The 11,866-nt window shown below is 31.2% G+C and carries 11 protein-coding genes, 1 pseudogene and 1 riboswitch; of the genes and pseudogenes, 4 read left to right on the plus strand and 8 right to left on the minus strand.

Annotation, left to right across the window (positions count from 1 at the left end):
• Positions 1–63: 63 nt before the first annotated feature.
• From cytX to BR66_RS0108280, 3 genes are all read right to left on the minus strand, one after another.
• Positions 64–1,224, minus strand: coding sequence for a putative hydroxymethylpyrimidine transporter CytX (gene cytX / locus BR66_RS0108270; RefSeq protein ID WP_035795767.1), 1,161 nt, complete (start codon positions 1,222–1,224; stop codon positions 64–66).
• Complete coding sequence (gene thiD, locus BR66_RS0108275; protein WP_026882501.1) at positions 1,217–2,020, minus strand: bifunctional hydroxymethylpyrimidine kinase/phosphomethylpyrimidine kinase; 804 nt, start codon at positions 2,018–2,020, stop codon at positions 1,217–1,219. The genes cytX and thiD overlap by 8 nt, the downstream gene beginning before the upstream one ends.
• Before the next feature lie 97 nt (positions 2,021–2,117).
• Positions 2,118–2,217, minus strand: a riboswitch (TPP riboswitch).
• Between the two features lie 109 nt (positions 2,218–2,326).
• Entirely contained in the window at positions 2,327–2,926 is a 600-nt protein-coding gene (locus BR66_RS0108280; RefSeq protein ID WP_026882502.1) for a DUF1836 domain-containing protein, read from the minus strand.
• A gap of 471 nt (positions 2,927–3,397) precedes the next feature.
• Between BR66_RS0108280 and BR66_RS0108285 the strand changes: the two genes are divergently transcribed.
• The 3 genes from BR66_RS0108285 to BR66_RS0108295 all read left to right on the plus strand — a co-directional run bounded on the left by BR66_RS0108285 (position 3,398) and on the right by BR66_RS0108295 (position 5,103).
• Positions 3,398–3,631: a hypothetical protein gene (locus BR66_RS0108285; RefSeq protein ID WP_026882503.1), complete on the plus strand. Its 234-nt coding sequence runs from the start codon at positions 3,398–3,400 to the stop codon at positions 3,629–3,631.
• Between the two features lie 81 nt (positions 3,632–3,712).
• The gene (locus tag BR66_RS23430) at positions 3,713–4,423 is read left to right on the plus strand and encodes a PspA/IM30 family protein (protein WP_051624147.1); all 711 of its coding nucleotides are present in this window, start codon (positions 3,713–3,715) and stop codon (positions 4,421–4,423) included.
• A gap of 11 nt (positions 4,424–4,434) precedes the next feature.
• The gene (locus BR66_RS0108295; RefSeq protein ID WP_026882504.1) at positions 4,435–5,103 is read left to right on the plus strand and encodes a hypothetical protein; all 669 of its coding nucleotides are present in this window, start codon (positions 4,435–4,437) and stop codon (positions 5,101–5,103) included.
• Positions 5,104–5,230: 127 nt separating this feature from the next.
• On the opposite strand, the gene thiI is transcribed toward BR66_RS0108295, so the two are convergent.
• Together thiI and BR66_RS0108305 are read right to left on the minus strand one after the other, a co-directional pair.
• On the minus strand, positions 5,231–6,382 hold the full coding sequence (gene thiI, locus BR66_RS0108300; protein WP_026882505.1) for a tRNA uracil 4-sulfurtransferase ThiI: 1,152 nt from the start codon (positions 6,380–6,382) through the stop codon (positions 5,231–5,233).
• Positions 6,379–7,518, minus strand: coding sequence for a cysteine desulfurase family protein (locus BR66_RS0108305; RefSeq protein WP_026882506.1), 1,140 nt, complete (start codon positions 7,516–7,518; stop codon positions 6,379–6,381). The genes thiI and BR66_RS0108305 overlap by 4 nt, the downstream gene beginning before the upstream one ends.
• 762 nt (positions 7,519–8,280) lie before the next feature.
• Here BR66_RS0108305 and BR66_RS0108310 point away from each other — a divergent pair.
• Positions 8,281–8,526 (plus strand): AbrB/MazE/SpoVT family DNA-binding domain-containing protein, encoded by a 246-nt coding sequence (locus BR66_RS0108310; protein WP_026882507.1) that lies wholly within the window; start codon positions 8,281–8,283, stop codon positions 8,524–8,526.
• A gap of 62 nt (positions 8,527–8,588) precedes the next feature.
• Here the strand turns inward: BR66_RS0108310 and BR66_RS0108315 are convergent, their stop codons facing one another.
• From BR66_RS0108315 to BR66_RS25995, 3 genes and pseudogenes are all read right to left on the minus strand, one after another.
• Positions 8,589–9,716, minus strand: coding sequence for a C40 family peptidase (locus BR66_RS0108315; protein WP_026882508.1), 1,128 nt, complete (start codon positions 9,714–9,716; stop codon positions 8,589–8,591).
• A 390-nt stretch (positions 9,717–10,106) separates the two neighbouring features.
• Positions 10,107–11,267: a C40 family peptidase gene (locus BR66_RS0108320; protein ID WP_026882509.1), complete on the minus strand. Its 1,161-nt coding sequence runs from the start codon at positions 11,265–11,267 to the stop codon at positions 10,107–10,109.
• A gap of 273 nt (positions 11,268–11,540) precedes the next feature.
• Positions 11,541–11,866: pseudogene (locus BR66_RS25995) on the minus strand (16S rRNA (cytidine(1402)-2'-O)-methyltransferase); the annotation flags it as partial.

Here is an 11,866-nt window from a genome sequence, read left to right on the forward strand (position 1 = left end):
TTTTTTATCATTAATTTAAATTTGAAACATGTGATAGCTACATTTGCTTACCTAATAAACGTTTCAAATTTTAAAGCTATATTTACCGATTTTGCTTTGAAGTAGTGTTCCTATATAATACACAATCATCACGGATAAAAAAGTAAAGACTGTAGGTATTCCTAAATTATTGTTGGTAAAGTAATTATAAGCAATAACTCCAAATATAGCTGAGAAAGCAGCTATAAAATTAATGTTTAATTTACATGTTCTCTTTAATATATAATCTATAATAACAACTGTATATACTGGAACAAAAACACTTCCGATTATCAATAAGAAATTTTGATAGTTTTCCATTGGAAACACAAAGGCTATCAAGATCGATATTAAACAAAACACAAATGTTACTCGATTTTCATCCTTATAATTATAAATTTGCTTAGATGAAATTGCAGCGGAACATATATCAACAAAGGTAGTTGTTACTGTCGCTAAAAGAACTATTAATGACGCAATTATACCTTTTGATGATAAAAATTGTATAATATCCATACCTGTGAATACAGTTATATAAAGTCCCAAAGCATACATTAATATGCTTCCAATAAAATATCCAAAAAAGCTGGATAAAAACACACCTTTTCCGCTTTTACCATCTTTTGAATAATCGCCTATAAGTGGTAACCAAGAAACCGGCATAGCTATTGCCATTTCAATGGCCGTAGTAAAACTTACACTTCCACCAATTTTTATATTCCCAGTTCCGCGGTGAATGCCTAAAAACATTAAAATGCATATTACTATAAGTATTATTACTGAAATATCATTTACTTTTTTAGTATAGTTATTAAACCAAAATGACCATAAAAATACTATTATTCCCACAGCAAATATGGATATACTTAATGGTATTTTTATCTGGGCGCTTACCACCCTGGCACCTTGAATAATCATAATCGCAGACCATGCTACAAGTTGCAATACATTTAAAATTGATACGACTTTTGTTCCATAACCTCCAAAAGAGTCCTTCACCTTGTCCATAGCATTCTTTTTGCCTTTAAAAGATATGTATCCACCAAATGCTAAAAACAATGTTCCTATAATATGTCCAATAAGTATTGCAGAAATCCCTTTAATAATTCCTAAGGGTGCTATGATTCCACCGGTATATATTTCCGTTATAGAAATTGCAGCTCCTGCCCATAAAAAAAACATAGAGGAATTTTTAATTTTATTCATATTTAATTCCACCTTTTTTATATAGATCAATAAAATGTCCTACAGGTCCAACTCCTTTTCCAATGGAGAAGGAATTTTTAATTGCTTCATTTATGTATTTTTTTGAAAGACTCAAAGCCTCATCAAGGCTAAATCCTTTAGCTAGGAACGACGCTATAGCAGAAGATAGTGTACATCCTGTACCGTGAGTATTTTTTGTATTAACTCTTTCTCCTTCTAGTGTAATAAATTTCTTACCATTAAACGAAATATCATTGGCATCATTACATCTGTGTCCCCCTTTTACAAGTACACTTTTAGCTCCTAATTTAGCAATAATTTCTGCTGATCTTTTCATATCATCCTCACTTGTTATATGGATGCCTGATAGAACTTCTGCTTCTGGTATATTAGGCGTTACAACATCAGCCATTGAAATTAAATTTTTCATTTCATTTATTGCTTCTTTTTTTAGTAGAAAATATCCACTTTTGGATACCATAACAGGATCTATAACTATGTTTTTAGCTTTGTATTTGATCAAACATTCACCAATAGTATTAATAATCTCAGCATTTGAAACCATCCCTATTTTTACGGCATCTACTTCAATATCCTCAAAAATACATTGAATTTGTTTTGCTACCATACTCTTATCTATTTCTAAAACATCAAAAACTCCCATAGTGTTCTGAGCCGTAACTGCTGTTATAACGCTCATACCATAAACTCCTATGGCACTCATTGTCTTTAAATCTGCCTGCACTCCAGCTCCACCACAGCTATCAGAACCTGCTATTGTTAAAACTTTTTTCATAATAAAACACCTCCAAAAAATATAAGGACATCCTGATGAAGCGATGTCCTTAAAACGCCAACAAAAAAAATGTACTGCTCGAAGCAGTACATTTTATTATTAACAGCACCATGCTTCCTCCGCCGGTATTATCCGAAATCAGGTTCTAAGGGTCAGATTTTATCTTCTCAGCCAAAATGGCTCCCCCGCATTTAAAACTTTCATATTCAATTATTTCTATTTTATTGTACCTAATAATCCTTTGCATTGCAATAGACCTTAGCATATTGAAAAAACTGCCAGTATTTTATCTTCATTAAAGTTTTCCTAACTTTTTTCAGAAAGATACTCGTCAATTATTTTTTTTGCTATGTTTTTAATAACACTTGCTTCTGCTATTAAATTCATAACAGTCAAAAATACCATTATCTTTTCTTTATCTGAGTCTTTAAGTTTTGCTTCTTCTGCAATTTCTTTAAACTTTTTATCACTAAAGTATTCTTTAGTTGAATATTTGTCATAACTTTCTTTTTGTATGCCAGAAAAAGTTTTATATGCAAGTTCCCAAGATATTATATCATCTTCACCATCGTTAATTTCATTAAAAGCTAATTTAAACACCTTTTTAATTTCATCCGTTGTTAAAACTGGACGCATAAAACTTAGTAATAAAAGTTGTGTTAAGTGATCTTTTGTATACCCTCGTTTTCTTCCATCCTCAGGTTTTGAAATAACTTCATTTTTTATATAATTTTGAATTATATTATTTGTATACTTTTCACCAGAAAACTTATCATTTAAATAATCTGTAACTTGAGACAGGAACAAATCATATCTAGGTAAATCATCATATGGAATAACACTATTTTGAGATACTTCTTTTGCAATCTCTTTTATATCCCCTATAGTAAATTTAATATCATCCAAAATAAACACCTCCTAATTGTAAAATAACTTGATATTCCTACATTACATTATTACTTTACCACTATTATACGTTATATAAAAACTTATTACAAGTTATTGTTAATACATTATTTTACTATAATCTATCGTTAAACGAAGATAATTGATGATACTAAGAGATAATACCGATAATTTGTGGTTTAAAAGATTATAGTGCTTGGATAAGTGGTATTTTAGATGTTGTTATATAGTATAAAATAACTTATAATAAATTCATGTTACTTATTCAGAGAAAATACTATATAATGAATGTATATGTTTTTTCTATTATAAGGAGGTGCTTCCCAATTAAAAATAAAAGACAATTGCTATTGTGCTTAATTTTTACTTTTGCATTCACTTTTTATAACGTAATGCTACCTAGTATTTCAGGTTATACCGCTATGAACAAGCAAACAGTAATATATGCGGCATCTAGAGGTGGAAGCCACAGTGGCAGTTTTAGTAGCAAATCGAGTTCTGGTAGTGGCAGTTTTAGCAAAAGTTCTTCAGGCACTAGTAGTGGAAGTAGTAGTACCAAGAGTACAGGTGGTTTATTTGGAAATAGTAAATCCAGTAGCACCAGAAGTTCCACAAGAAATTCTTTTTTCTTCATACCGTTCTTTGGCGGTGGCGGTGGTTATGGTTACGGTGGTTATGGTGGGGGTATATCTTTTTTTAAGATAATATTTTTAATCATAATTGTTGTTATCATTTACAGAATGTTCAAAAAGCATAGAAGATAAAAAATTTGAGGAGGATTTTATTATGGGAGTAGTAAACAGATTATCAAACATTTTTAAGGCAAAGGTAAATACTGCAATTGATGACATTGAAAATCCAATAGAACTTTTAGATCAAAAGGTAAGAGACATGGATAAAACATTAAATGATGCAAAGGTTGCATCAGCTCAAATTCTTGGTAATGTTCATGAAACAGAAAAGAAACTTGAAAAAGCAAAGCTTGAGTCAAAAGATTTTGATGAAAAAGTAAAACTTGCTGTAAAAGTAGGTAATGACGATTTAGCAAAACGAGCTCTTGCTAAAAAACTTGAAGCAGATAAATCAGTTCAGAGCTTAACAACTAGTTATCAAGAAGCTTCAACAAAAGCTCAGGCAATAAAGGCAAAACTTAGAGAACTAGAAGAAGAGATTCAAAAAACTAGAACTTATAGAGATGAAGCTGCCGCAAGGTATAGTAACGCAGAAGCAAGCAAACAAGTTAATGAAGTTCTTTCAAATGTTAATGCTGGTTCAAATAAAATCAATTTAGATGATATTGAAAGAAAAATCGAGAAAAAAGAAGCTTTAGCTGAAGGTCTTGGAGATTTACAAGAAGATAACACTCTAGACAAAGAATTTGAAAAACTTGGTGAAGTAAGTCTTGATGATGAACTTGCAAAATACAAAACTGGAGCAACTCCAATTTCTTCAAATTCAGCAATTGACCCCGAGCTAGAAAAATATAAAAATCAATAATAGGTGATATTATGAGTAAGACAGAAGAATTTATTTCAAGTGAAAAAAGTTATTATGGGAAAATTTATTCTGATATAGCTTTTGCTATAGATGAAATACAAGATTTTTTAGACAAAGACATTCTTAAAAACAGAAAATATGTTTCAAGACAACCCTTGTTAAAAAAATATATAGAGCTTTTAGATGCTGCTAAATCAGAGGATAAGGAAAAAGGCTTCTTCGGAAACCTTTTTAATGGTGACAAATACACTGGAATACTTAAAGATTTCAAAAAGGATCACCATGAAGCGTTTAACCAACTAGAAAAATGCTCAAAATGTGAATGCTTAAAATGCATGGCTGTATGCAAATTTGATAGTTGTAATGGCTGCAGAAATGGAGCGCATGTTGGTTCTTGTGATCACCAGAAAACCAATTTAGCTTTCTTTGATGGTTCAGAAGATTCTATAATTGAATTGGTTAATAATAAGACAGGCATAGACGACAGATATGAGATAATGGCAATAATTCAAAATGCTACAAATGATAAGAGATATATAGTTATAGAAAATGTTAGTGATAGAGAGCGTTTTATCTTATATCTTTATCCAAAAATTTCTGAAGACGAATATGGTGAAATTACAGATGAAACTGATTTTAATTTTGCCGCATCTGAATATGAAAATGTGGAACGAGCATGACAAATTCAGTTAAGAGTTAAAAATCTTCAAAGAAGGCAGGTAGATTTGTTTACACAAATCTACCTGCCACTTTTTTTATTTTATTTTGGCCCAAGACAAACTTTAATTACCTTAACTTGTCACTAATTTAAAGTTCTTCCCTAAGGATTTCCATACCTTCTACAGCCTCATCTACAAGTCTATCTATTTCCATTACACTTTCAGATTTAATTATTTCACTTAACACCGGTCTTGTCTTTGGATGTTTAGCTACAAATATTGTGCAACAATCCTCATAAGGTAAAATAGATGTTTCATAAGTTCCTATTTTTCTTGCTGTATCCATGATATCTATTTTATCAAAAGCTATAAGTGGTCTAAATGCAGGTCTATCAGCAACATCATCACTAACAACCAGGCCTTCCATGGTTTGACTAGCTACTTGACCAATACTTTCACCTGTTGCCACGGATTGAATTCCATATTTATCTGCAATTTTACATGCCACCCTCATCATGAACCTTCTCATAATAATTGTAAGCTCATCTTCTCTGCATTTATCCATTATATCCATTTGAATATCTGTAAAGGGAACAATGTAAAGAGTAATATCTCCCGTATATCCTTTAAGAATCCTTGCTAGCTCTTTTACTTTTTCCTTTGCCCTTTCACTTGTATATGGATGACTGTGATAATATACGCATCTAAGATCCACTCCACGTCTTGCCATCATATATCCTGCCACTGGTGAATCTATTCCACCTGAAAGCATTAACAGTGTTTTACCATTAGTACCATATGGCATTCCACCTATTCCTTTTATTCTCTTGGAATATATATAAGTTTTACCCCTGATTTCTATATTTATTCTACACTCCGGTGTTCTAACATCAACTGAAAAACCTTCCGAATTGTCTAATATATATGATCCCACAGTTCTATTTATCTCCATGGAACTGATTGAAAAATTTTTGTTTGCTCTATTTGTTTCAACCTTAAATGTTTTTGCTCCACTTTCATTAAGTGCTTTAAGAGCTTCTAGCTTTATATTTTCCATATCTGTTTCAATTTCAGTTACTATACATACCTCTGCAATCCCAAATACTTTTTTAAGTCTATTTACTAGTTCATCTAAATCTTCTGAATATATGAAGCATCTGCCTTGGTCAATTATAAATTCAAAATCCAAACCTACAAGCGACTTTTTCATATTATTCATCAATTTTTTTTCAAACTTGTTTTTATTTAATCCCTTTAAAAATATTTCTGCAGCGTACTTTACAAGCACTAATTTTTTCATCTTTTTAATCTCCTTAACATTTGTAGACTCTTATTTAGAATTTCTATAGTATAATCAACTTCCTCAAAGGAATTATCCTCATTAAAGCTAAATCTTATTGCTCCTTCTATCTCTTTAGGAGTTAATCCTATTGATTTTAGTACATAACTCATTTTATTTTTCTTAGAAGAACAAGCAGATCCATTTGAAACATAAATATTTTTTTCCTCAAGAAGATGAAGCAAAACCTCTGCTCTTACTCCTCTAAATGAAACATTAAGTATATGTGGAATATAATCCTCACCTGATCCACTATTTATCCTTATATCCTCAATACCCTTAAGTTTATCTATAAAATATTTTTTTATGCTACTTACCTTTTTATAATTATCATCTCTATTACTATACATTATGTTAGCCGCTTTCGCCATACCGCAAATCCCCGCAAGGTTTTCTGTGCCTGATCTGTAATTTTTTTCTTGACCACCACCATTTATAAGTGCCTTAGGTTCTAGTCCATTTTTAACATATGCAAAACCAATACCCCTAGGTCCATGTATCTTATGTCCACTGGCTGATAAGAGATCTATTTTAAATTTACGAACATCTATAGGAAGTTTTCCATAACTCTGTACTGCATCAACATGAAATTTTGCTCTACTGCTTTTTTCTTTAATTATCTTACCGATTTTATATAAATCTTGTACTGCTCCAAACTCATTGTTAGCATGCATAATACTTACCATTTCTGTTTCTTTTGTAATAGAATTTGCTAGCTGATTCAAGTCAACATGACCCTGATCATCCACATCCAAATATGTAACCTTTACGCCTTCTCTCTCTAGTTCTTCACATGTGTTAATTATACTTGGATGTTCCATCTTTGTAGTTATTAAATGACTTCCTGGGTGTACAAAACCCTTTAATAAAAAGTTATTGCTTTCACTACCACCAGATGTGAATATTATTTCCTCTTTGGATGCATTTATAGTTTTAGCTATTACATTTCTAGCTTCATTACATTTTTTTTCAGCCGCTAGTCCTAAACTATATGCAGACGAAGGATTTCCATAATAATTCTCCATCACATTTACCATTTCATTTATTACCTCTTTATACGGTCTAGTTGTTGCGCTATTATCCATATAGATTTCCATTTAATTATCACCTTCTAAATTATTCTTCAATTTTAAAAAACTTAACTCCCACATTATTTATTGCATACACTATATTGTAACACCAAATCTTATAATATAAGTATTTACTTATTAATTCAATATATTTTTATAATATATATATAAATATATTGTTAATATAATTCAACTGTATTTAAAATTATGACAAATGAAATTTTTAAGTTAAAATGATTTTTATACAAAAAGTTATCCACATTGTCAACACTTGTCCACAGTTTTAAAATTTTTATCAACAGAATCTGTGCATAAGTGTATAAATAACCACTTTCCTTGATACATCACTGTTTATAAATTCGTAATTACATTTATCCACATTATCCACAATCAACATGTTGATAACTTGTTCAAAAAATTAATAACTGGCAAATTTTTATGAAAGACTTCTTTCATTTATTATAATATTACAATGTTTTATATAGATTTTCGACAATTTAAAATTAAATATACATAATATTACTTTTATTTTATAGTTCTCATATCCTTGAACAAATCATTAATTTTCTATGTATTTATATGAAACCTCAGTGATACCGCCATGTTACGAAAATTTAAAACAATACAAATTTATTGACATTTCTATTATTTGGTAGTATATTGACTTTGGATGGAATTTTATAAGATATTTGTAACGAATTATGAAAAAAACATTGACTTTATCTGTAAACTTTGATATTATTTAATTGTAGAATTTGTCGAACAATGTAATTTAAGGAGGAATGTAAAATGAAATCAACAGGTGTAGTAAGAAAAGTGGATGAACTTGGAAGAATAGTTATTCCAATAGAATTAAGAAGGACTTTAAGTATAGCAGAAAAAGATGCTTTGGAAATTTATGTAGATGGTGAAGAAATCATCTTAAAGAAATATGAACCAGCATGCATATTCTGCGGTGACGCAAGAGATGTTGTTAACTACAAAGGTAAAAATATATGTAAAAACTGTTTAGAAATATTAAAGTCTGAAAAATAAAATGCAATAAAAAGAAAGTTGTGCCACTGTAGAAAATTTTCTACAGTGGTACAACTTTCTTTTTATTGCACTCTTCTAGCAGCTGAATAATCACTATATAAATTATGTATCCCTATAGTTTCTCCTGTTTGCGGAGAATCTATCATTTGCCCATTACCAACATAAATACCAACATGATGTGGAGAAGTTGGATTACCAAAGAATACTAAATCTCCAGGTTGCAGAGCGCCTGTCACTGGAACTCCATCATTTATTTGGGTATAGGTCGTTCTATCTATTGACACACCCATATGAGAATATACATACTGTACAAAGCCTGAACAGTCAAACCCCGCTGGAGTTGAACCTCCAGATTTATAATATATTCCAATAAACTGTGATGCATAACTAATTACTGAATTACCGCCTGTATATGATCCACCTCTATTTACACTAGCAGTGGCTTTTGCTGATTGTGCTACTAATGCCAATGCCGCTGCTTTCATATTCTGTGATTGTTTATTTAACGCATCAACCTGATCCTTATAAGTTGATGAAGTTGCCATGGCTACATCTTGCTCCGCTTTAGCACTTGCTACCAAAGGTGTAATCAGTGCCTTCTGATTATCCAAATCAGCTATTTTTTTCTCGCTTTGATCCTTTAATGCACTAAGATTTACTTTGTCTGCTATAAGGGAATCCTTTTTGCTTTGAACTTCTTCTTTCCTTTGTTTTAAATCTGCTATTACTTTGTTATCATATTCTTTTAATTTTTTTATAATCTCAATTTTTGAAATGAAATCGTTTAACCCTTTGGAACTCAAGAGAATATTTAGGTTTCCACCACTACTTTCATTTGCATATGTAGCCTTCATCATTTCATTATATTTAGCTTGTTGACCATTTATATCGCTCTCAGCCTTATTTATACTTGACTGCGTTGCATCCATATCAACTTGTAGCTTGTCCATTTTTTTGTTAATTCCATCTATGTCATTCATATTTTGTGATATCTTCTCGTCTAATGTTTGAACTTTGACTTGTAGGTCATTATATTTTTTTTCTGCTACCGATAAAGTACTTTGACTTTGATCATACTTGCTTTTAGAGCTGTTAATTTGACTATCTAGTGCTGGGTCTGCCATAACTTGAGCACCTGTAGCCAATACTAACCCTAAAGCCATAATCGCAGATAAAACTTTTTTATGCAAAACATCATCTCCCTGATTTTTTTATAATATGAATTGGAAATTCTCATAAATTGTATAATTTCTTATATTGTACACTAAATATATCATATCCTCAAGCAAATTCTATCCCTGTATCTATTCACAACATGTAATTTTCGTAAAGCTAAATACATTACCTCTCATATGTTACCGATTTCGACCGATACATGTATTATACTATAAAATCATGCTTTTTCATAGTAGTAAAAAATCACTGCTCAAATTTCTATAAACACGGATTATAGGAGATTTTTCCTTATTGAGGTATAAAAACACCTCAATAAAGAGGTGTAGGCTGCCTTGTTTAAACAAAGCTACCTACACCTCCATAAAAAAATTCTCTTAAATTATCACGTATGTCTTGTCCCTGTTCTATCTAACTCTTCTAGCACCACAATATCCATTACTTCCAACTGGTGCTATCTTAACTACATCCCCAGTGTGAGGAGCGTTTATCATTAATCCTCCACCTATATACATTCCAACATGTCCTGGACCACTTCCATCATCATGGAAGAATACTAAATCTCCAACTTGAAGATTTGCCCTATCTACTGGTGTTCCAACTTTAAATTGGTCTTGACTTGTTCTAGGTAAAGATACTCCAAAATGAGCATAAACATACTGAACAAAACCAGAACAGTCAAATCCTGAAGGAGTTGTTCCGCCCCATACATAATTAACCCCTCTAAAGCTTGCTGCATAAGTAACTATAGCATCAGATGAAATATTACCCGTTACACCACTACCGCCTCTATTTACGCTTGTAACGCTTGCTGCACTAGCTGTGCTTTTAGCACTTGCAGCGCTGGCATCCTGGGCTACCTTTAATGCAGTAACTTTTTTATCTATATCTGCTATTTGTGCTTTAGCTGAATCGCTTAATTGCTGTGCTGAATTTTCTGAAGCTTTAGCCGCTGCCATTAATGGAGCTTGGGCTGCTTTTTGAGCATTGGTAGAATCAACTTGTTTTTGAGCATCAGCTTTTAAAGAGACAAGTGTTTGTTTTTCTGATTCAACAGCATCTTTTTTCTGTTTTACTTCTTTTGTTCTATCGTTTAATGCAGAAATTGTCTTATTATCGTTTTTAGTTATTTGTTTAATTATATCAACTTTTGAAATAAAATCGCCTATTCCTTTTGAATCCAATAAAACCTCTAAATAGCCTGTACCTCCTTGAGTGTACATAACCTTCATTCTCTTATTGTAAAGGTCTTGCTCTGATTTTATATCCGCTTGTGCTTTCTCCATAGTCTTTTGATCATTATCTATTTCTGTTTGTTTGCTTCCTATCTGATTATTAATTGTACTTACCTTAGTCAAACCTTGTTGTATTTGGTTATCAAGGCCCTCCATTTTAGCTTCTATGTCACTAGCTTTTTTGTTAGCTGCGCTAAGCGCATCTTGTCCCTGTTTATAATTCCCTTGAGCCGAGCTCTTTTGAGCATCCAGATTTGGGTCAGCTAATGCATTTTGTCCAATTGTTAAAGTTATAAGTAGCGATGCTACAACACACAGTATTTTCTTATGCACCCGTATTCCCCCTCGTATAATATGTATATTTCATTTTTTATGTGGATTATCTTTAATTACTATCTTTCTCTATGCAATGTCTACAACTATAACACTAAACACCACTATACCACAACCCTCATATATCCTTGAAATGATTATTTATTACACGATTATCTTTTTTAACCCTAGTGCAGAGCGAAATATGTATTTTTTTTATCATATCCTTTAATATGCTTATCTTTTAGGAAATATATAATCCAATATTTACACATAAAATCATATTATGTGATATTATAAGTCTACCGAATATTTATAAATCTCATTTTTAGCCACTTTTCTATCTTTAGCAACCATTTTTATTGCATCTTTTTTAGACTCACCTTCATCCATATACTTTTTTATATGTTCTGCAATTCCTAGCCCTAACCAAACTGACTTTTTTTCATTTTCAATCATTTCGTCACTTTTGCCAGCTATTACAAGCACATATTCTCCTCGAGGCTCATTTGCCTCATAATATTTTATAACTTCAGATAAAATTCCTCTATTTATATTTTCATATAATTTGGTCAATTCCTTACATACTGATATATTTCTGTCTCCCAGTTCCTCTAATA

Origin of the sequence: Clostridium akagii DSM 12554 (assembly GCF_000686725.1) — a bacterium.
In the GTDB taxonomy this organism is placed as follows: domain Bacteria; phylum Bacillota; class Clostridia; order Clostridiales; family Clostridiaceae; genus Clostridium_I; species Clostridium_I akagii.

What these genes read in the sequence shown, in the direction of transcription:
- cytX (WP_035795767.1), bottom strand. Translation starts at nt 1,224, where the DNA reads ATGAATAAAATTAAAAATTCCTCTATGTTTTTTTTATGGGCAGGAGCT.
- thiD (WP_026882501.1), bottom strand. Translation starts at nt 2,020, where the DNA reads ATGAAAAAAGTTTTAACAATAGCAGGTTCTGATAGCTGTGGTGGAGCT.
- BR66_RS23430 (WP_051624147.1), top strand. Translation starts at nt 3,713, where the DNA reads ATGGGAGTAGTAAACAGATTATCAAACATTTTTAAGGCAAAGGTAAAT.
- BR66_RS0108295 (WP_026882504.1), top strand. Translation starts at nt 4,435, where the DNA reads ATGAGTAAGACAGAAGAATTTATTTCAAGTGAAAAAAGTTATTATGGG.
- thiI (WP_026882505.1), bottom strand. Translation starts at nt 6,382, where the DNA reads ATGAAAAAATTAGTGCTTGTAAAGTACGCTGCAGAAATATTTTTAAAG.
- BR66_RS0108305 (WP_026882506.1), bottom strand. Translation starts at nt 7,518, where the DNA reads ATGGAAATCTATATGGATAATAGCGCAACAACTAGACCGTATAAAGAG.
- BR66_RS0108310 (WP_026882507.1), top strand. Translation starts at nt 8,281, where the DNA reads ATGAAATCAACAGGTGTAGTAAGAAAAGTGGATGAACTTGGAAGAATA.